Below are 21,293 nucleotides of genomic sequence, written 5' to 3'. Positions count from 1 at the left end.
CTCGACTACCAGCGATCCCGATGCCTCATCAAGATAGTCATGGCCCGGAAAGTAATCCACATGCAGATGGCTATAACCATCTGCAGACGTCGCAAATCCCTCGATATTCTCAGCCAGAAGCGACAGAGAATCCGATCGACCGCCAACTTCCAGCACATCACCTTCGGAGAAACGAATTATGACCTTTCCGTGCGACCTCCGAACTTCAATCCTCAGCAGTGACCTGCTATATGGGAAGGGGTTCGAATCTCTCGTGAGGTTAAGCGCACCCGCACTCCGGAGCAGGTCAACCACCGATAACAATTCGGAGCGATTTCCAGATAACTCCAACTCTCCCGTTGAATCTGTGCGCAATATCTTCATGGTACAACCCCACTGCGACCCCAAGTCCCGACGCCAAAGGACGCCGACCCTCGAAGCTCGACGTAAGTGACACCGTTCTTACGGATAAGATTGACGTGCTTGTCGGTCAAGACCTCGTCGGTTGTTAGGGAGCTTCGACCTTCGAACGAAAACCAATACCATGGCGTCGTAGCCACATGAATCACTTCGGACTGAATAATCGAGGCTGCTGGTGGATTAGGTCAAGCCTCAGGCATGGGCCACGCGATCCGGAGTACCCCATCCGCGTCGGGCACCGCGGCGACCCATGACCAGCGGTCCGCCTCACCCACTGCCTGACGCCATCCCTCACTGACGACGTCATCAATGGAATCCGCGCCAAGAGGGAACTCCCGGTGCTGCATCTCTCCGGCTGCACTCAGCGGGCCGAGCGCGGTGAATCCCTCGTCGAGATCAAGTCGGTCTAGCCTTGTCTCCGGATCGAGCAGGACGCTTACTAAGGAACGCGGGCGAACAGATGCCACAACGTGGTCAAGCGAACCACTGCCGATCTGGAACCAGCGCGTGCCAAGTGAGCCATAGGCCCACCGCTCACATACAAGCCTCAGGTCTGCCGAAGTTCGCGACACCGCGTCCCAGAAGGCGTCATCAGCAACCGCCTCGACAGACTTCTCAACTCGCTGCTGGGGAGCGGGAGCCTCTCGATATTCAACCTGCAGGTCCGAGCCTTTACGAATCCGCGCCGACAACTCGGAAGGAGCCATTACATATACCGACCCGTCCCAAGAGCACTCGATTCGGAATCCAGACGCCGACAACACGCAATATGGTCCATGCCCGGCAGCCATCCGCACAACCAGCTCGACTGCTTCATCTCGAGCCAGCACCGAGCCGTTCCGCAACGCGCTCAACGCGTCCGGAGGCACCTCTCCGACGAATAGGTCCAGCACTTCGAACTGCTCAACCTGCGCCGCCGAGATGAGATCTCCGAGAACCCTTCGGAGATCTCGCTCGAACCCGCGCCAGGCCGACGATCTATCTAGATCACGACGCACCGATTCGTCGCGCGGCGCGACACAGATCTCAATCACTTGCGAACCATGATAAGGCCGACCACATCACCATTATCCGCGATTTCGAGATCGAACGACCCATCACGTGCACTGGAACTTGTCGACTGGAATGGATTCCTCTTGCTATTGGATCCCTTGAAGATGCCACCACCATGCCCTGTCCGATCCCATGTGATGAGCTTGGGCTGCCCAGCCCCAGGCTTCTGATGCCTCCAAATCGGAGCATTACCCGCAGACCGCTCATTTGTCTTTGTGTACCCGAGGAATTTCGCGATGTCATCGGACTGCTCCCTCGTCATCGGGTTGCAGTTCTGGTTGTGAACAAGTACCGAAGCTTTGCCCGCGATTACATAGTACGTGTGCTCGCCGACGATTGTAAGATTGTGCACGGTCGCACGGTCGCGCCCGATTCGAATGGCAGAGACCTGAACTCGGGTGCCAGCCGCCGTTTTCAGCCAGTCTCCCGCTTGCAGGTCGACGGCATCCACCCACGTGCCTCTAGTTGGCAACCAGAATGGATGCCTGTCGGTAGCGACGAGTTCGCCAGTTCCTCCATCGGTATCCGTGACAGTGATAGTGACCAAGTTCTTGGCGCCGGTGCCGGTGATGAGTGCGGAGACTTCACGCCCCTCCATGTCCCCACCAGTCTCGTCGTCTGCGGCCAGAACTTCGTCACCAAGCTCGATCTCCTCGATCGGTTTCTTGGACCCGTCGGCCAACAGCACCAACGTGCCTGGCACGAAGCTATTCTTCGTCGAGCACGATGGAGACCCACCGATGATCTGCTTGGCCTTCGTGCCGACCCGTGACATGACACCCCGGGCCCACTTCACGGTCTTGTAGAAGTCGACCGCACCCTCGATCACCTTGTACAGGGCCTTGACCGCCTTCAAGCCCTTGCCGACGGGGAGGATGCCGAAGGCAAGTGATGCACAGGACATGACGTCCGCACCGAGGCAGCCCATCAGGTCGTTCCACCCGATGAATTCCTTCAGCGCTTCCCAGCCCAGCGCCATGGCTACGTCCGTGACGGACTTGCTCAGGATCCGCTCGGCACGCGCTTGTTCGCTTTCCGTCGGACCGTCAGTCGGAGTTCCAGGATTACTTACCCGCGCGGCCGCAGCCTCGTATACCTCGGTCGGGCTCGCACCCTGGATGAACGGAGCATCCTCCACGCCCGTATTGATGGGGCCGATCTGTTGCCACCCATCCCCGAAGTCACAGAACGCGCCCTCCAGAATCGGTCCGCCACCCGGGCAGAGCCCAGTCGGGTCCGACAGGGTAGCCGGGCTGTTGTTCGCGTACGAGTACCCGTGAATCTGCTGTGGATCAGTCAGGTCCATGATCGGGTCGAGGCTGATGAACCTGCCTAGATCCGGGTCGTACTCTCGCGCACCGAGCGACACGAGGCCCGTGATCTCCGTGTCGTCGTAACCTCCGACGAAGCCCCGCGTACCTGCCCAGGCCGTCGGCTCTGTACCGCGCATTTGTCCGAACGGCGTGGTGCGGCGCTGCGTGATCGACATATCGGATGCCTTCACGCTGAGCTGCCCCGTGCCATGGTGGTCGGCCAGGTTGAAGGTCACCGCTCCGCTGTTGTCGATGACGGCCATGTGCCCGCCACCGAGGTCCACGTAACGGGTCGCCTTGGCGACCGTCGGTTCCGCGGACGAGACCGTGACCTCCGTGTGCCCCAGGTACAGCGTCGTGTCGGTGGTGCCGTCGCTGTTTGTATTACGGGAGATCAGCCGGTTCCCGTCGGCGTCGTACACGTACTCAGCGCCTGTGGCGTCCGCGTTCTCTACCGACTCGACACGGCCCTCGGGTGACCAGGTCAGATTCTGGGTGTCGCCGCCGATCTGCCGGGCAGTCGTGCGCCCCGCCGCGTCGTAGGTGTAGGTCTCCTGAGACGTCACGGCCGGGTTACCCCCGGACGCTGCCACGTTCTGGACCACACCCGTGGCCGCATGCGGCTGGCCCGCCGAGTACTGGTAGTCACGTGTGGTCAGCGCCTGACCAGCAACGGTGTGCAGCACCTCCGTCTGGCGTGAGCCGACCAGATCGTAGGTGTACTCATGCCAGTACGGCGCGACTCCTCCGATCCTGCTGGCGTCCGCGGCCGCCTGCCCGGTCGCGGCGCACCCAGCGGTCTTCTGCGTCCAGGCGTCGGCCATGCGCGCCAGATAGTCGTAATCGAAGCACTGCACGTCCGTACCGGTGCGAGACACGTCCTCCAGCGAGAGGACGTTCCCGGCCTCGTCGTAGGTGTAGGTCTCGGACCTGTCGAACCCAGGCTGCTCCAGGCGATCGGCTTGATACCGGACCAGCCGGCTGGTTGCAGCGTCATAGGTGTTCGACGCGATGACCGACTCGGATACACCAGCGGCCATACCTAGCGTGATCAGCCTGCCGACGTAGTCGTACGTCGCGTCGGCGCGCAACCCGTTCGGCCCGTTTGTCGCCGTGACCCACCCGGTGTTGGGGTCAGCTTCGAACCCGACCGTCTGGCCCGGTAGCGACCCCGCTGCAGGCAAGCCGATCGCCTGCACCGACCCGTCAGCGGCGTAGCCGGTGTTGGAGATGTAGGTCTTCGCCAGTGCGCCCTCAGTGCTCGGAATGGTGACTGCGGTACGGGTGGGCCGGTACAACCGGTCGTACCCAGCCACCTGCGTGACATAGCTGGCGCCGTTCTCGAACCGGGTGGACGTCGCAGGCTGCCCCTTTCCCCCGGTAACGGTGTCGTACGTCCACGATGCCCGTGGCACGCCGGTCGCCGATCCGTCGCGCAGCCCGGTCTTGCGACCGAGTCCGTCGTAGGTGTAGGCGAGTGTCTCGTTCTCAGCGTTGGTGGTGGTGAGGAGTTGACCGAAGTCGTCGTAGGTGCTGGTAGTGGTTCCGGCGTCGGGGTCAGTCGAGGAGGTCTGCCGACCACGCTGGTCGTAGGTATAGGTCCACGTGTTCCCAGCGGAGTCGACGACGTTGGCGAGCTCGTCGCGGCCGGTGTACGTGTAGCGCGTCCGGTCGAAACCAGTCGTCGCGTCCGGATCCAGGTTGGTGCGAGAGTAGTGCTGACGCAGCTCCGTGGTCCGGCCCCTGGCATCAGTCAGGGTGGTAGTCGGGGTCGCCCCCACTGGCGGGATCACCGTAGTGCGGTCACCGTCATAGATCGTGCGCGTTGTGGACCGTACAGGCTGACCGTCGTCGTCGCCCGCCATCAGCTTGGACAGCGTGGGCCGCCCTAGCCCGTCGTACTCGGTGCGGACCTGGGACTCGACGACCACTTCGGAGTACGAGTCGAACAACGTTCCCGGGTTGGCACTGGTCGAGTAGTACGGGTTGTAGGCCGTATGCACCAGACCACGCCCGTCGTAGAACGTGTCGGTCAGGATCGTCCCACCCGATACGCCGGGCTCCTGGGTCTGGATCGGGCGCAGCAGCCCGTCGTAGAAGGTGTATGACGTGCGCGGGTCTCCATCGTCGCTCAACGTCGTGGTTCCAACCCGCACTGGCAGACCATCAGAGATCCGATAGGAGAACTCGGTGGATGGGATCATCGTGGTCACCCGGTCGGCCAACCAGATCTTGCTGGTGCGCCCGAGTGCGTCGTAGGCCACCTTGGTCGTGTAGGCGTTGGGGTCGCTGACGAGTGTCGGTAGCCCGCGCACAGGATCCAACGTGGTCGTAGTGGTCAACGCCGACGCGGCCGAGCCTGCTATGGCCCGCGGCGTCGTCTCCTTCATCGACGTGGCGAACCCCGTGGCCGGGGTGTACTCCGTCGTGGTTGTAGAAGCATCCGACCGTGCGGTGCGGGTGAGAGTGCCGTTGGCAGCCTCCAGGACGTCCGCAGCCACCTCAGTGACCGTCAGCACCCGCCCGTAGGTGTCGTACGTCGTACCGGTCTCGATCCGCTTGATCGTGTCACCGGTGTACCCGGCCAGGTCCGCTACCCGTGTGGGGCGACCGATACTCGGCGCGGCCCCGTAGTTGCCGCCGTCATATGCATAACGCACGTCGGAGATCACGTCTCCGCCGGCCCGGTCCGGGGTGGCTGCGCACCCGACGCCCCAGGTCTGCGACCGCGAGTGCAAGCCCAGGATGTTGTCGGTCGTGTTTGTCGCGTATGCCGTCTTTACGCAACGCTCGTCGTTGGTGGTTACGGTGTTGCCCTTGTCGGCCACCTGTGTGACGCGGCCGGCGACAGTGTCGTAGGTGCTGACCTGTTCGGTGGTGCGCCACGACGAACCCGCGCCTTCGTCGAGACTGGTCCAGGTCTTGGTGGTCGACGCGCGCGAGAATCCGGCACGGATGGTGCCCCAGTCACGCTGGCTCACGGCAGTCTGGTGCCACCACGGGCGATTCACCGTCTTGGACAGAATGTTCCCACCGGGCCCGGAGAACGTGGCGGACCTGTACGAGAACCCCGCGTGCTGCGGCGCGTCGGTGATCGCCGCGCCCTCGCCGCTGGGGAGCGTGACGGACTCGGACTTGGTTGCCGTGCCTTCCCTGTTGCTGCGGTCGCCGTCCATGCCCCGTAGGAACCACTGCTCGGACTGACTCCTGGGCGCGTTCGTGGTACCGGTCTTGACCCGCACGTGGCCGTACCCGCGCCAGTCGGACCAGGTCTTCTCCTCGTCCGGGACCATGCCGGTCGACTCGTCCCAGTGCCAGGCGGCGCCACCGAGGTACTCATAGCTCGTGACCGCGTCCGGCGCTTGGTGCTCGCCACCGGTGAGATCGGTGGTGGTCACGCTGGTGACCACGTACTTGTTGAACCAGTCCGTGACTGCTGGCTGCACCTCACCCATCGACCTGATCTGCGGAAAGCACCGGGTCGTGTTGTCGTTCGCCGGCGGCAGCGATCCCTCGACACAAGCCGGCGCCGAGTACAGCACGTCGACCTGACCGCCGGTCTCGTCAATGATCGTGGCCAAGCGCTCCTTGACGAACGGCGCCTGCGAATCGCCCGTCTTGTCCAACCGGTTGGGGCGCTGAGCATAAGCAAACCTCACCGCGGGCAGACTGATCGTGGGTGCCTCGGTCGGCCCGGTGTGCCCAGTCCGCTTGATGCTGGCCAGCTCCAGCTGGTAGTCGGTGTCGGCCGTGCCCCACTTGTGGGTCAGGTCCCACGAGTCGACGCTCTTCCACGCCGCGTCCGCGAACACGCTGGTGGTGATCTTGGTCATCCGATTGCGCGTCCAGAACGACGGCGACGTCCGCCCCTGATCACACGTCGCTGTGCTGAAGCAGTTCAGGTCCCAAGGAGTGTCGTACCAACCCGAGGGCTGGGTGCTGATGTCCGTGCACTGGGCGCCGCCCGGGGTGTCCGAGAGGCACCGCTGCGCATAGGTGAATGCCACCCGGCCCAGTGGCTGCGCCGCACCGGCACCGACCAGGTCGCCGCCACGCAGGCCGTACTCGATCTTGGCCAGCGTCCCACCGCGCGTGTAACCGGTGGCCAGGGTCGGGTCGCCCAGGCGCCCGTAGTAGTTGGTCTCCTTGGTGTAGTTATAGGTGATCATGTTGCCAGCGGCGTCCACGGCGTAGTCCAGGTTCCACCGCCACCCCTGCGTGCACCACTTGCCGGCGTTCGTGTTGCACGGGTCGCCGGTGTTGTCTCCCACCACCGGAGCGGTCCACGTCGAGTTCGTGACCGGGTCCCCGGTCTCCCAGCCCGGCAACCGCTGGTACCCGAAGTGATACTTCGTGCCGTTCGGAGTTGTCACCCGCCAGTACTCGCCGTCCGCGTCTCCGTTGCCCCGCGCGGTGTCCTTCAGCAGCTCGATCTTGGTGCCGTCGTCCTTGGCCAGGCGCCACGTGTTGGTGCCGGACGGGACCAGCTCACCCGCGGCACCGTTGAAGGAGATGAACGCGTTGTTGTAGTCCCAGCACAGGTCACCGATCGGGTTTCCCCCGTCGTTCCGCACGTCGTCCAGCGCGCACGACTTGTACTTGCGCTCGATGTACCCCGGCCACAGGTCGAACCCATCACCGACCAGAGACGCCTGGTTGTTCGTGCCTCCGGTGCGACCGTCGATTCCGCCCGACGAGTACGACAGGCCAAGGGTCGGGGTGAAGCTCCCCGGTACGTCGGGCGTGCTGATCGGATACGACCAGGAAAACGCGCCCGACTGGAGGTCAGTGGACCACGTGTTCGACGGCGACAGGGGGCTCGCGCCGAAGTTGCCCGACTCCGAGGCCACGTCCGCCGTGACCATCAGGACCTTCGAGCTGCCGTCCGCGGGGATCGCGACATCGCGGGCTACGAGGGTGTCCGTGCCGGTCTGGTTGGTCGTGACGACCGGCGTCTCCTTCAGGCACGCGGCCTTGCTCGGCGTTGTCAGGGCACACGCCGGAACCGCTACCAGCGTGAGGCGGTCGTCGTACGAACCGCCGAACGCGCCGGCAAACTCCGCGTAGTCCACTTCGACGTCGACGACCGCGTCCCTGGCGACACCAGCTCCCGCGACGTTCTGCCCGAGCGTCGAACGGATTCCCTCCGATGCGGAGGGCGCGGACAGAGCCAGCAGGAGGTTGGGCTGGGGGTCCTTCGAACCCTCAGGCTCCGGTGCCTCCACCTGAACGGCTACCTCAGCGACGGGCGCACCAGCGGCCTGGTCGATCTTGACCGGCAGTCCACCGACGGAAGTCGCCTCCAGAGGTGCACTCGACTTCGTGCCCGCAACCGGAACGATTGCCTTGCCACCGTCTGGCCACGCCGCCTCCAGGGCCTCCAGGACGGGACGGTCCTCGATCAGGGCTGGTTCAGACTGAGCTGCGTCTTCGCCTGCGACGTCAACCCCGAGATCCGGAGCCACGGTCTCGGTGTCGGCTGCGACCGCTGTGCCCCCTGCTGTGACCAGCAGCCCGGCCATCAGCGCCCCCGTCAGGGCGAACGCAACTGTCTGCCAGGCCAAACGTGCCTTGCGAGTCATTCCTAGCCCAATCATCGCGCCGTCCTTGTCCGCCATGTGCAGTCGCCCTGCCCGGCGCCGTCCGCTCATTGAGCTGCCCCCGGAACCTCAGTTGCCATCTCGCTGCTTCCGATGCTGAGCCGCTCGATCTGGCTCTCGGTGAGCGCACCGCGGAAGACCCAGACGTCATCGACAAGGCCAGGCCAGTAGTGCGTCCATGAACCTCCGCTCAAGCCGCGGCCCGCATTGAATCGCCGCACCGTCTCGAATGGTGCCGAGCCAGTCACCTGGCTCGTCTCCGGGCTGAATCCATTGACATAGAGAGTTGCCGTTCGGGTCGGGGCGTCGTACACCACCGCTAGGTGCGTCCAACTCGAGCTGAACGGCTGGGAGTCGTTCGCCACTACGTGCGCGATCCCCGAAGGGGAGTTGCTCTCCCTTAGCACGAGCTGCCACTGCACGAGGCCTGGGTCGTCGGACGTGCTGTATCCCATGGCACGGACCTGGATGGCCTCTTCCTCCGACCCGGTCCAGCTCAGCGCGGTCGCGTAACTCTCATCAGGTAGTACGCCGGCAGCCTGTACAAAGGTGCTCAAGGTGAAACTCTCAGTCGGCTTCAACGACGACAACGCATCCAGCGCGGTGGCGCCGTGTCCCGCCTGACCATCAAGCTTGATCGCGAACGCATCGACCCGACCTTCCAACGACTGTCCGGCGCCGCCGGTCGGCGCAGTCAGCGCCAACGGGTCTCCGGCAGCCGGAAGTTGTGCCGTTGCCGCGTTATCAAATCCGGTAGCCGCGTCAAACGGCTGGTCCTCGAAGTTCCAGCGGGCTACGACAGCCGGCGGGATGTGGGAGAGCTTCGCGGCCTCGGGACCCGTCACGATCCGGTCGTAGGTCCGCACCTGATCGATCTGGCCGTCGAAGAAGAGTGTGGGCGCATCAGACCCGTACTTCCCCGCCCCGATATGGACGGCACCGGTGGCATTCCACGCGCCGTCCCACGAGGCTTCGGACTTGACGCCGTTCACGTACAGAATGAGCCGGTCGCGGTAGGCGTCATACACGCCTAGCAGGTGCGTCCAGCTACCTACCCGGTACTCCTGGTTCGACGTCACTCGGACGTTGTCCGCGCTGGCAGTGTCGGTTTCGTGGGTCCCGAAGTTCCAGCCACCCTGAGCAGCGGAGTAGTACAGCATGAAACCCTGCTTGAACGCGCCCGACTGTGTGGCGATCATCCGCACACCGGTCGGGGCCGCCGAGTCCGGCTTGACCCACGCCTCCACAGCGAAGTGTGTCGACGTGTTCACCCTGCCGGCGCTGGACACCGCGTAGTCACCATTGCCGTCGACCTCGAGCAGCGAGCCGTGGAGCCTTGCATCAGCCTCTGGAGCGGTAACCGTGGCATTACCGCCAGCCGTGTAGCCGGTCGGAACCGGATCGCCCTCGACCGGCTCGTCGAATGTCCAGTTGCCCACCTGGTCCCGGCCGGGCGCCACCCAGAACGTATAGGTCGCCGACGAGTCATTGGTCGCCCCGTCGATCGCAGAGACAACCAGCTGATGCGCACCCGGTTCCAAGGGCAAGTACGCGATCGTCAGAGACGAGCCCTCTTCGGTCTTGTACGGGTCGTCGTTGAAGCGGTACCGGTACTTCACCACGTCCCAGCTCGGGGAATCGATCGTGAACCACCCGTACTCACCCACACCGTCGTTCGGCATGGCATCCGGATCGCTCGGATCTGTCTCCGGATACTCCGGGGCCGTGATCCGTGGCGGCGCGGGCAATGTGGTGTCGTACACGAACTGACACCGGGCCGACCACGCGGAGTACCGGTGTCCGTCGTACACCCGGACCGACCATTGCATCCGCGCGTTCTTCGGCGTGGTGGAGGGCATCGACAACGCGAACGGCGACTGCTTGAGCTTCTCGGTCGAGGTCCCGGTCCAGAACTCTGTGCCATCCGCGCGTTCGAGCCTGAACTGCACCCGGATCCGCTCACTGGGGTCAGGATCGGTTGCGTACGCCACCCGCAGCAGCCCCAGCCGCCCCGTTCGCAGCGGAGCGTCCACGGACGAGTCGTCGCACGCTCCGCCATACGTCAACGCCATGTGGCTCAGCTTCACGACCGTCGGAGTGCTGTTGTACGTAACCCGCAGAAATCCCATCCGCGAGAACTTCTTCCAGTGGTTCTTGTCGGTCTCCGAAGCCGCCTGCATACCCAGAGCGACCGACTTGCTCGTGCCGTTGTCCGCGACCTGCTGCATGTAGGAGGTCAAACCGAACTCGGCATCGGCCGCCGGGGCGCAACCACTCTGGGAACCGCCGTAGTTGAACGTCGCCGACGCGACCTGCTCGACCCAGAAGCCAGCGGCGGCCTGCGTGTTCCAGGTGGTGGCACTGTTGATCGCCTTGGTGCGCCAGAGACTCACCCGGTGGTCCTCGCACACTGCGGAATGTGTGTTGCGGACGACGAACTCCGCATTCAGGATCTGCTTGCCCAAGAACCCGGCTGTGTCGAACTGGTAGATCAACCGGTACATCGATCCGCCGGGGCAGTCTGCCCAGCCGGCGCAGTTGCCCAGGCCAGCCGTCGAGTCACCCTTGAAAAGCCAGTACGACTGCGTCGGCCAGGACTTGTTCGGACTTGTCCAACCACCGGCACGGGGAGTCTTGACCAAGGGGTCGATCACGACAGGGAAGGTCGTGTCCGGCGACGACAGCATCTCCTGGTCCGGAGTCAACGTGATCGCGTCTCCACCCGGCGACACGCTCACTCCCACGGGCGCAACCTCGCCGGCAGGCGAGTCCTCGGCGTCCGCGGCCGCCGCACTGATCCTGGACGCAGGGCTGCTCGTACCCGCTTCCGAGGCAGTCGCCGAGGACCACATCGAAGCAGGAGCCGCCTCGAACACCAGGGCATCCGACGCGGTATCCCGCACCTCCAGCGCGTTCTGCTCGGTCACATCGACGTCCAGGCCCTGCGTCCGCATCCCGAAGGTCACAGCGTCCAGCTCGGGCGATGCCGCCGCCTCTGCGGTCTTGACCACCAGTGACGACGAGAACCCGTCCGGGACCGCGGTCATCCGCAGATCGACTCCCGCCAAGACCTCGGGGTACGTCACCGTGTCTCCTGCGAGCACGGGCTCAGACAGTGCCTCCGGCCAGGTCCACTCCAGCACTCGACCAGCACGAGTCATCCGCACCAGCGGGTCGTCGCCCCCGCCAGAGAACTGCACGTCGACGGTCGACGCCACGGGTGACACCGCGCCGTCCGGTGTCTCGGTGAGATCGAGGTCGATCTCGGCCCAGCCGTCCTCGGTGCGGGTCCACTTCGGGGACACAAACTCCCGAACCTCGATCGAACCATCGGACTGAGCCCACAGCTCACGGGTCTCGCCCCTCTTGGCGACGACCTCGACCGGCGTTCCCGTCTGTGCAGCCTCGGCGAGCGCCTCGGCCTCGGCCGATGAGGTCTCCTCCAGCGGGTCAGTGCCCTCGAGCCCGCTGCCCGACTCGATCAGCGCACCGTCAGGGACGTCGTCGTCCACCGCGGCGACAGCGCTTGTCGTGTCAGCAGCATCAAGCGCCGTGGCCACCGAGGCCGGCACGACCGAGCCAACTACCAGGGACATCAGAGTCGTCGCACAGACGAGAGCCGACGCTAACGCGGCCCCCGACACGCGCGGCCAAGTCAAGTCGTGCACCATCACGTTCCTCCCCCTGGCAATCGCCAGGGCGGCGGCTACCGGAGGTGAACTTAATGGAGAGCGCATACCCAAAGTAGAGCTTTGGGCTCAGTCAGCGGGTGATTTCCGCCAGTAGTGGGTGATCTTTCATCCAGGGCAACCAGCCCTCAGGCCAAAATTCCCTTGAGGTCCACACCGGCCCAGCGCTGCCCGACCGCGCGGATCGTCACCCGCCGGGTCCCCGCCTCCGGGTCCTCCTCGACGGCCACACCCGGGTCGAACGACGGCGCCCCCCGCGGGCGTTCCAGGTCGATCTCCAGCCGGTCGTCCGCGAGCGCCTCCGCCAGGCCACGCCCCCATTCGACGACGGTGACGGAGTCCTCGAGGGAGGAGTCCAGGTCGAGCGCGTCGAGCTCGCTCAGCCCGCCGAGCCGGTAGGCGTCCACGTGCACCAGCCCGGGCCCGCGCGATCCGTCCGGGCGCGGCAGCGGCGGGTGCTCGCGCGCCACGATGAATGTGGGTGACGCGACCTGGCCGCGCACGTTCAGCGCCGCTCCGATGCCCTGGGTCAGGGTTGTCTTGCCCGCCCCCAGGTCACCCGTGAGGATCACCAGGTCCCCCGCGCGCAGCTCTGCGGCGAGGGCCGCGCCGAGCGCGCGCGTCGTGCCGGCGTCGGCCAGCTCCAGCTTCACCACCTGCGATGTCGCTACGTCCGACGTCGAGACCTCCGACGTCACCACCCGCGACGACGTGGCCGTCTCGCCGGTTCCACTCACTGCCCCGCTCACGCGGTCTCCCTTCCTGCGGTGCCCGCGTACACACGCGGCACCCGCGCGCCGAGGCGCGTCACGATCTCGTAGCTGATGGTGCCGGCGGCCTGGGCCCAGTCCTCGGCGCTGGGCGCGCCGGCGCGGGCGAGCCCGTCGGACGCCCCGAACAATGTCACCACGTCGCCGGCCTGCTCGGGGGCATAGGGCCCGAGGTCGAGCATGATCTGGTCCATGCACACCCGGCCGACCACGCGCAGCACGCGGGCGGTGCCGAGGCCGGTGCCGGGGGCGGCGACGTCGTCCACCCCGCCGCCGACGAGGACGGGACCGCCCGGGCCGAGCGAGCCGCCGGATGCGTGGCGCGGGATCCCGTCGGCGTAGCCGAGCGGGATCACGCCGAGCACCGTGTCCTGTGTGGTGATGTAGAAGTGGCCGTAGGAGACGCCGTGGCCGGCGGGCACGCGCTTCACTGTGGCGAGCCGGGCCTCCAGCGTCATCGCGGGGCGCAGCCCGTAGTCGCTCGGCACCCCCAGGTGCGGCACCGGGGACAGCCCGTAGACGGCGATCCCCGGACGCACGAGGTCGTAGTGCGCGGCGGGGTTGGTCAGGGTGGCCGCGGAGTTGGCGATGTGCCGCACCTCGATGGGCAGCCCGGCTGCCTCGACGGTGCGGATCGCCTCCTCGAAGGCGTGGGTCTGCATCTTCACCGACGGGTCGTCGGGCTCGTCCGCGATCGCGTAGTGCGACATGACGCCGACGACGGCGAGCGCACCCTCGTGCTGCAGCGCCACCGCCCGGTCGAGCACGGCCGGCAGGTCCTCGGGTGTGATGCCGTTGCGGCCCAGCCCGGAGTCGACCTTGAGGTGCACGCGGGCGGTGCCGCCGGCCGCGCGGGCGCCGTCGGCCACCTCGTCGAGGGCCCAGGCGGCGGCGATCGCGATGTCGACGTCGGCCCGGACGAGCTCGGCGAAGGGTGCGCCGGGTGCGGAGAGCCAGGTCAGGATCCGCGGTCCCGGCCCGACGGCGGCTCGGACGGCCAGCGCCTCCACGTTCTGTGCAGCGCCCAGCCAGGTCGCGCCGCCCGCGAGCGCCGCCCGGGCCACGGGGGCGAGGCCGTGCCCGTACGCGTCGGCCTTGACGACGGCCATGACCTGCGCGGTCGGTGCGATGGCCCGCAGGGCACGCACGTTGTCGCGGATCGCGTCCAGATCCACGACGGCGCGCGCAGGGTAGGCGGGGGTGGTGCTCATCTGCAAGATTCTTGCACCTGTCACCTCCGAGCGGACGGGTCAGCCGCTCAGGTCACCCCCGCGACTTGAGCTTTCTGACACGGGCGCCTCGCTCAGGGTTCGGCGCGACTCGAAGCGGCGGGGACGCCCCGACAGCGGGTCGGTGAGCTCCAGCGAGCGGGCCAGGAGCTGCAGCGGGCGGTCGAAGTCGTCGGGCTCGGTGTCGCGCAGCTCGGGCCAGAACGGGTCGTGCAGGATCGGCAGCCCGAGGGAGGCCATGTGCAGGCGCAGCTGGTGGGTCTTGCCGGTGTGCGGTTCCAGCCGGTAGAGGCCCAGGCCGCGGGCCGCGTCGGCGGTGGCAAGGGTGATCAGGGACTCGGCGTTCGGCTCGCCAGGCACCTCCTCGGCGCGAGTCACGCCGCGCCGCTTCACGATGCGGCTGCGGACCGTGACGGACTCGCCCCGGGCCACCCGCACGCCGTCGGGCACCACACTCCCCGACTGCACTGCACCACCCGACTGCGCCGCACCTTCCGACTGCACCAGGCTGCCCGACGGCGCCAGAGGCGCCACCGCCTCGTAGACCTTGCGCACCGCGCGGCGGGCGAACGCCTCCTGGTAGGCGCCGCGCACCTCGGGCCGAACGGTAAGGACGAGCACACCCGCCGTGCCGCGGTCGAGCCGGTGGGCCGGCGAGAGCTCGGGCAGGTCGAGGGCTACCCGGAGTCGGACCAGGGCGGTCTCGCGCACCCACCGCCCGCGCGGCGTGGTCGCCAGGAAGTGGGGCTTGTCCACTACCAGCAGGTTCTCGTCGCGGAACAGCACCTCGGGCTCGAACGGGATCTTGTCCTCGTGCGCCGGCGGGTCGCGGTAGAGGTAGATGAAGCCGCGCGGCTCGTAGGGCGTCGTCGGCGTCAGCGGAGCGCCGTGCCCCGTGACTACCTCGCCAAGGGCCAGCTTCTCGCGCAGGCGCACCTCGTCGTCGCGGAACCGGTCCAGGAGGTAGTCGAGCGCGAACGGGAACCGCGCGACCACGTCGGGCTCGTGCGGCAGCACGATCCGGGTCGGGTTGAGCCCGTCCCGGACGGGGAGCGGAGGCCGGTGCTTGGCGGGGCCGGGGGTGCGTCCGGCGCCCCCGCCGGACGACGAGAAGGTCACGTCGTCAACCTAACCAGGAGGGTCGAGGATCGACGATCCGAAACATTCGTGCCAAAGCGCGTCGAAGTTGAAACAGGAATGCAACGCGCAGTCTTCGTCGGCCTAACGACGCTCGCCTAGTTTCTTGGGCGCGGCCGTGTGGTGCGGCACAGAGACCCGGAGGACCCATGAAGGCCCTGAGGAACCCCGCCCTGCAGATCGGTATCGCGGCGATCGCCGGAATCGCCTTCGGGCTCATAGTCGGCGACTGGGCGAGCAACCTGAAGTTCGTCGGCGACCTCTTTGTGCGTCTGATCCAGATGTCGATAGTGCCGCTCGTCATGGCCTCGGTGATCGTCGCGACGGGTTCCATGAGCGGCAAGGGCGCCGGCCGGCTCGCGCTGCGGACCTTCAGCTGGATGATCGGGTTCTCCGTCGTCGCGGCGCTGCTCGCCTGGGGCCTGAGCATCCTGATCCGCCCCGGGTCCGGCATGGTGTTCGACGGCGAGCTCGACCCCGCGCTGGTCCCGCCGGAACCCACCGGGTGGCAGGACACGGTGCTCGCCTTTGTGTCCACGAACATCTTCGACGCCATGTCGACGGCGACCATGGTGCCCATCATCGTCTTCTCGCTGCTGTTCGGCGCCGCGCTCAACGCCTACGTCGCCACGACCGGCAACCGGCTCGTGCTCTCGTTCTTCGACCAGCTGCAGCAGATCGTCCTCACGATGATCCGGTACGTCATGTACATCGCGCCCGTCGGCGTCTTCTGCCTGCTGGCGGCGCTCGCGGGCGACGTGGGGTTCGCCGTCGTGACGACCGCGCTGAGCTACCTGGGCACCACGCTGCTCGGCGTGGTCATCCTGCTGGTCCTGTTCGTCACCGTCGTCGCGCTGCGCACCCGGCTGAGCCCGTGGCGGCTGCCGCGCAAGCTCGCCGAGCAGACGGCGATTGCGGTCACGACGACCAGCTCGGCGGTCACGTACCCGACGGTGCTGCGCAACGCCGTCGAGAAGGTCGGCATCAGCCAGCGCGTCGCGAACTTCACGCTGTCGGTCGGCCTGACGATGGGCTCCTACGGGGCCGTGCTCAACTACACGATCGTCGTGATGTTCCTCGCCCAGGCGGGTGACGTCAGCCTGTCGACGGGCCAGATCGTCCTCGGGATGGCGCTCGCCGTGCTGCTCAACATGGGCACCATCACGGTGCCGGGCGGATTCCCCGTCGTCGCGATGTTCCTCGCCACCTCGCTCGGGCTGCCCTTCGAGGCCGTGGGGCTGCTCATCGCCGTGGACTGGTTCACGGGCATCTTCCGGACGTTCCTCAACGTCAACGGGGACACCCTCGTCGCCATGCTCGTGGCGGGAGCGAGCGACGAGATCGACCGGGACGTCTACAACGGGAGGAAGACCGTCGTGGCGGCGAGCGACGACACCGCGCCCGAAGAGGCCGCGCTCGACGAGCCACGTAAGAACACCGTAACGGTCGAGTAGCCGTCGGCCGGGTTCCGTTGACCGGGACAACAGGTGGAAGATGGGTAGGTGACCATCTACGACATTCCCTTCCACACGATGGACGGAACCGAGATCTCGCTGGCCGAGCACAAGGACGACGTGGTGCTCGTGGTGAACGTTGCTTCGCGGTGCGGCCTAGCGCCGCAGTACGCGACCCTTGAGGAGCTGCAGAAGAAGTACGCGGACCGGGGCTTCACCGTGCTGGGCTTTCCCAGCAACCAGTTCCTGCAGGAGCTGAGCTCGAACGAGAAGATCGCCGAGTTCTGCTCCATGACCTATGGCGTGACGTTCCCGGTGCTCGACAAGATCAAGCTGAACGGCCGGAACGCACACCCGCTGTACGTCGAGCTGGAGAAGACGGCGGACGCCGAAGGACACTCGGGCAAGATCCGCTGGAACTTCGAGAAGTTCCTGGTCCTGCCCGGCGGCGACGTGCGCCGGTACGCGCCGAAGACCCTGCCGGACGACCCGGCGATCATCAACGAGATCGAGGCGCACCTGCCACGCTGAGGTACGGGCCGCGGCTCAGCCTGCGCCGCACCCCCGGCTCAGCCGTCGTCACCCGCCGCGAGCGTGAGCCGCATCGCCACCGGCGCTACGTCCGAGGCGTCGCCCAGCCAACCGGTCCATACCTTCGTCAGGCCCAGGTCCCGACCAGGGTCCGGATGCACTGCTGACAATCGGTACTTGCTCACGAGCGGCATGGCCGTGAGCTCGCTGACCGTCAGAATGTCGATGACCAGCACGTCGACCCGGTCAAGGCCGAACGCGAGCCAGTCCTGACTTACCCGCAGCGAGAGCGTGTCGAGCGCCGAGAGGCGGGACATCACCGCACTGAATGCTGTATCTGTCATGCAGCCTTGACGCTCGAACCGCGCTCAGGTCACAGCACTTCGGGAAAATGTTGCAACCAATTTTCGCCCGGTCCGAGCACGCGCCTCCGCAGCGCTCCCACCAGCGCGTCCGCCGCACATCGCAGCGGTGGTGCCGCCCCACAGCCTGGGCCGTACGCTGAGGCAATGGACCCGAACCGGTTCCGGCAGGCCACGCTCGAGGACGCGCAGGCGCTCCTCGACATCGAGCGCGCCGCCGGGATCGCGGCCCTGGGCCATATCTTCCCGCCGGGCATGTACCCGTTCCCGTCCGAAGAGGTCCGGGCCAAGTGGGAGGCCGCGCTCACCGAGCCCGGCGTCCGCATCCTCGTCCTGGACGACGACGGCGACCGCTCCCGCCTGGCCTGCTTCGTCGCCCACGACGAGCGACTGCTGCGCCATCTGGCCGTGCACCCGTCCCGCTGGGGCTCCGGGCTCGCGCGGGCGGCGATGGACATGGCGGTCGCCGAGATGAGCGACCCGCGCCTGTGGTGCCTCGCCGACAACGACCAGGCCATCGGCTTCTACGAGCACCTCGGCTGGCGCCGCACGGGCCGCACCAAGTCCTCGGACTACGCACCGTTCCCGAACGAGATCGAGATGGTCGTCCCCCGGGACTGACCCGGCTACAGCTCCACCAGCCCCGCCCGGTAGCCCAGCACCACGGCCTGGGTGCGGTCCCGCGCCCGCAGCTTCGCGAGCACGGACGCCACGTGCGTGCGCACCGTCTCGACGCCGACCACGAGCGCCGTCGCGATCTCCGCGTTTGTCATGCCCTGCGCGACCAGGCCCAGCACCTCCCGCTCGCGCGGCGTCAGCACCGGCGCTCCGGCCGTCGCGCGCGGACGCGTCCGCACCAGGTCGCGCAGCGCCTGTGGATACAGCAGGCTCTGCCCGACGGCGACGGTGCGGACCGCCTGCACCATCTCGTCCGCCCCAGCGCGCTTGAGCAGGAACCCCGAGGCCCCGACGGTGAGCGCGTCCAGCACGTAGCCGTCGTGCTCGAACGTCGTCACCACGAGCACCCGGGGCGGGTCCGGGAGCCGCAGCACCAGCTCGGTCGCGCGCAGGCCGTCCACCCCGGGCATCCGTACGTCCATGCAGACGACGTCGGGGCGCAGCGCGCGCGTCAGCTCGACCGCCTGCGCGCCGTCGCCGGCCTCCCCGACCACGTGCAGGTCGGGCTCCGCGTCCAGGATGAGGCGCAAGCCGCTGCGGACGAGCGGCTCGTCGTCGGCGACCAGCACCCGGATCGGGGCGTCAGGCATGGGGGTCCCTCCGATTGGTCGGGGCGGCGCCCCAGGGCAGCGTCGCACGGAGCACCCAGCGGCCGCCGTCGGGCCCCGCCTCGACCGTACCGCCGAACAGCGCCACCCGTTCCCGGACGCCGGGCAGCCCGCGACCCCCGGAAGCACGCCGGGCCCGCAGCGGCCCGGTACGTACCGCGTTCACCACCTCGATCCGCACCTCGCCGGCGTCGTGCCCCACGGTGAGCGCGACCGGTCCGGGGGCGGCGTGCCGGTGGGCGTTGGTGAGCGCCTCCGTGACGATGCGCTGCACCGTCCGGCCGAGGAGGGCCGGCAGCCCCGGGGGCAGGTCGACGTCGGCGGTCAGGTCGAGGCCGGCCCGGCGGTGCGCGGAGATCACGTCCTCCAGGGCGGGCGCCAGGGCCAGGGGCGCGTCGTCGTCGGCGTCGTCCCGAAGCACGGCCAGGAGCTGGTCGAGCTCGGCGAGCGCCGACCGGGCGGTGTCCTCGATCGCGGAGAGCGCTTCGGCCGCCGCCTCCGGGTTGGCCGCGATGACCCGCCGGCCCGCCGCCGCCTGCACGCTCACGACGGTGAGCGCGTGCCCGATCCCGTCGTGCAGCTCGCGCGCCAGGCGGGTGTGCTCCGCCTCGCGGCGGGAGCGGGCGAGCGCCGTCTCCATCCGGTCGTAGGGCGTGGGCCCCAGCACCCGGCCGGCGAGCACGGAAGCGGCCGCGCCCAGCGGCCAGGTCGCGACGAGCGCGGCCAGCCCGACGACGGCGCACGCCACCAGCGCCAGGGCCGCGCCCAGAGCACTCGTGGGCACCGGGAACCCGGACCCGAACGAGCGCCCGGCCACCGCCTCGACGCCCACCAGTACCGCCCCCGGGAGCACGGCGAACAAGCAGACGCCCACGAGCATCCCCGTCGCCAGGTGCAGCACCACCCAGGCCGCGGTCCGGACCCGGTGGGCAAGTCGGGGCCTGGCGGGGACCACCAGCTCGCCCTTCACGTCGAGCAGCGCACGAGCCGCCGTGACCTCGAGCTCCCGTGCGCCCGGGACGAGGCCGAGCCCCACGGCGGCCGCGACGGCCACGACAACCAGCACCCAGACGGGCAGCCCCGTGACCGTGCTGTTCAGCAGGCTGTACACGAGCAACGCGAGGGCCAGCCCGATCGCCCCGCCCAGCATGTGCCAGGCGAACCGCCGGGCAAGATCGCGCGCGAGGTACCTCGTCGTCGCCTGCATGCCGTCATCCTCTCCGCCCGTCGGGTCCCCCCGCCAGGCCATCCCTTTGGATCATGCTGCGATGGGTGTTGTCTCGGCGGCCTGTGCGGGTCGGCTCTTCGCCAGGCGGTCGGACTGCGTGCGGTGCGCCACGTAGCCCCAGACGGCGAGCGCCAGGGCCGGGCCCCAGTACCAGCACGGGAAGATGATCGCGCCGAACACGCCCTGGGCCAGGGTCTGGCTGCTGAACATGACGATCATCGGGATCGCGGTGAACGTCACCGTCGCGGCGATCAGGGCGCCGGGCACCGCGGCGGCGGCGATCGGTACGCGCCGCCCGGCGAGGCCGGGCATCCACCGGGGGAACACCTCGCCCCAGGGACGGATCAGGCCGAGCGTGAGGAAAACACCGAGCCACGCGCCGCTGGACAGGGCCAGCCCCCAGATCCGGGTGGACAGGTCCAGGTCGTCCCCGAGCACCGGCCACGGGGTGAGCCAGGTGAGGCGGACCAGGGCGTACGGGAGCGGCCCGGTGGCGGCCACGATCGTGATGGCCCGGCGGTGCCGCACCACCCAGGCGGTGGCCCGCTCCATGGCGGACGTGCCGGCCAGCGCCTGCACTCCGACGGCCGCCCAGAGGCTGCCGGTCGCGAGCACCAGCAGGGAGACCAGCAGGCCCGCGCGGTTGTCCGCGAGCCCGGAGCCGAGCAGCACCACGACCTCGGCGACCGACTCCCGCGCCAGGAACGCGCCGCCCACGAGCACCGCCAGGGCGGGTACCCCGACAGTCCAGCGGGCCACCCGGTACCGACGCACCACCTGGACGAGCAGGACCACGACGGCGAGCGGCATCGCCATCGCGACGAGGTAGCCCACCACCGACAGCGTGCCGCCGCTCTGCAGCACCAGGCCGAACACGACGAGCTGTAGTGCCGCGGCCCAGACCCGACCGCGCGCGCCGAGCGCCCCGGCGAGGCCCGCGATCCCGCAGGCGACGCCGGTCAGGGCGGCGACCGTGAGCACGGTGGTAGCGGCGCCCTGCCCGGCGAACTGGGCCAGCAGCGCAGTGCTCGGGTCGGCATAGACGCTCGGCCAGAGCCCGAGCAGCCAGGACAGGCCGAGCAGTGCGGCGACGGCGCTCGTGAGGGTGGCACCGGCGAGTGTGATGCGAGTGAGGCGTTGCATGACTTCGGTCCTTTCGGTCGGTCGTGCGGTATGCCTCCACACTCCCGTCCGCGGGGTTTCCCGCCCCTCCCCCGATCGGGGGATTTCCGCTGGTGGGCG

General features: G+C 67.7%; 13 protein-coding genes. 3 read left to right on the top strand and 10 right to left on the bottom strand.

The window, feature by feature from the left end; translation table 11 throughout:
- Positions 1 to 584 precede the first annotated feature (584 nt).
- The 6 genes from AB1046_RS20110 to AB1046_RS20085 form a co-directional block, all read right to left on the bottom strand.
- A complete protein-coding gene (locus tag AB1046_RS20110) occupies positions 585 to 1,433 on the bottom strand; it encodes a hypothetical protein (RefSeq protein ID WP_369371048.1) in 849 nt (282 codons plus the stop codon).
- Positions 1,430 to 8,347 (bottom strand): toxin C-terminal domain-containing protein, encoded by a 6,918-nt coding sequence (locus AB1046_RS20105; protein ID WP_369371047.1) that lies wholly within the window; start codon positions 8,345 to 8,347, stop codon positions 1,430 to 1,432. The genes AB1046_RS20110 and AB1046_RS20105 overlap by 4 nt, the downstream gene beginning before the upstream one ends.
- 65 nt (positions 8,348 to 8,412) lie before the next feature.
- Complete coding sequence (locus AB1046_RS20100; RefSeq protein WP_369375787.1) at positions 8,413 to 12,036, bottom strand: LamG domain-containing protein; 3,624 nt, start codon at positions 12,034 to 12,036, stop codon at positions 8,413 to 8,415.
- Between the two features lie 146 nt (positions 12,037 to 12,182).
- A complete protein-coding gene (gene tsaE / locus AB1046_RS20095) occupies positions 12,183 to 12,752 on the bottom strand; it encodes a tRNA (adenosine(37)-N6)-threonylcarbamoyltransferase complex ATPase subunit type 1 TsaE (RefSeq protein WP_369375785.1) in 570 nt (189 codons plus the stop codon).
- 47 nt (positions 12,753 to 12,799) lie between these two features.
- On the bottom strand, positions 12,800 to 14,035 hold the full coding sequence (gene alr / locus AB1046_RS20090) for an alanine racemase (RefSeq protein ID WP_369371046.1): 1,236 nt from the start codon (positions 14,033 to 14,035) through the stop codon (positions 12,800 to 12,802).
- Positions 14,036 to 14,074: 39 nt separating this feature from the next.
- The gene (locus AB1046_RS20085; RefSeq protein ID WP_369371045.1) at positions 14,075 to 15,172 is read right to left on the bottom strand and encodes a pseudouridine synthase; all 1,098 of its coding nucleotides are present in this window, start codon (positions 15,170 to 15,172) and stop codon (positions 14,075 to 14,077) included.
- A 167-nt stretch (positions 15,173 to 15,339) separates the two neighbouring features.
- Between AB1046_RS20085 and AB1046_RS20080 the strand changes: the two genes are divergently transcribed.
- Together AB1046_RS20080 and AB1046_RS20075 are read left to right on the top strand one after the other, a co-directional pair.
- The gene (locus AB1046_RS20080) at positions 15,340 to 16,644 is read left to right on the top strand and encodes a dicarboxylate/amino acid:cation symporter (protein WP_369371044.1); all 1,305 of its coding nucleotides are present in this window, start codon (positions 15,340 to 15,342) and stop codon (positions 16,642 to 16,644) included.
- Between the two features lie 48 nt (positions 16,645 to 16,692).
- On the top strand, positions 16,693 to 17,175 hold the full coding sequence (locus AB1046_RS20075) for a glutathione peroxidase (protein WP_369371043.1): 483 nt from the start codon (positions 16,693 to 16,695) through the stop codon (positions 17,173 to 17,175).
- Positions 17,176 to 17,213: 38 nt separating this feature from the next.
- Here AB1046_RS20075 and AB1046_RS20070 read toward each other — a convergent pair whose 3' ends face one another.
- Positions 17,214 to 17,519: a hypothetical protein gene (locus tag AB1046_RS20070; RefSeq protein ID WP_369371042.1), complete on the bottom strand. Its 306-nt coding sequence runs from the start codon at positions 17,517 to 17,519 to the stop codon at positions 17,214 to 17,216.
- Positions 17,520 to 17,684: 165 nt separating this feature from the next.
- Here AB1046_RS20070 and AB1046_RS20065 point away from each other — a divergent pair, with 165 nt between their 5' ends.
- Positions 17,685 to 18,158, top strand: coding sequence for an N-acetyltransferase family protein (locus AB1046_RS20065; protein ID WP_369371041.1), 474 nt, complete (start codon positions 17,685 to 17,687; stop codon positions 18,156 to 18,158).
- Positions 18,159 to 18,163: 5 nt separating this feature from the next.
- On the opposite strand, the gene AB1046_RS20060 is transcribed toward AB1046_RS20065, so the two are convergent.
- Genes AB1046_RS20060 through AB1046_RS20050 form a run of 3 tightly spaced genes read right to left on the bottom strand, consistent with a single transcriptional unit; the run spans position 18,164 to position 21,194 of the window.
- Complete coding sequence (locus tag AB1046_RS20060) at positions 18,164 to 18,805, bottom strand: response regulator (protein ID WP_369371040.1); 642 nt, start codon at positions 18,803 to 18,805, stop codon at positions 18,164 to 18,166.
- Positions 18,798 to 20,030, bottom strand: a complete 1,233-nt coding sequence (locus AB1046_RS20055) for a sensor histidine kinase (RefSeq protein ID WP_369371039.1) — start codon at positions 20,028 to 20,030, stop codon at positions 18,798 to 18,800. Before AB1046_RS20055 ends, AB1046_RS20060 begins: the two co-directional genes overlap by 8 nt.
- A 51-nt stretch (positions 20,031 to 20,081) precedes the next feature.
- Positions 20,082 to 21,194 carry a hypothetical protein gene (locus AB1046_RS20050; protein ID WP_369371038.1) on the bottom strand — a complete coding sequence of 371 codons (1,113 nt, stop codon included), beginning with the start codon at positions 21,192 to 21,194 and terminating at the stop codon, positions 20,082 to 20,084.
- Between the last annotated feature and the right edge of the window lie 99 nt (positions 21,195 to 21,293).

Origin of the sequence: Promicromonospora sp. Populi, assembly GCF_041081105.1 — a bacterium.
Classification (GTDB): domain Bacteria; phylum Actinomycetota; class Actinomycetes; order Actinomycetales; family Cellulomonadaceae; genus Promicromonospora.
The sequence above is the reverse complement of the archived record's forward strand: the minus strand, read 5'-3'. Positions and strand labels throughout refer to the sequence as shown.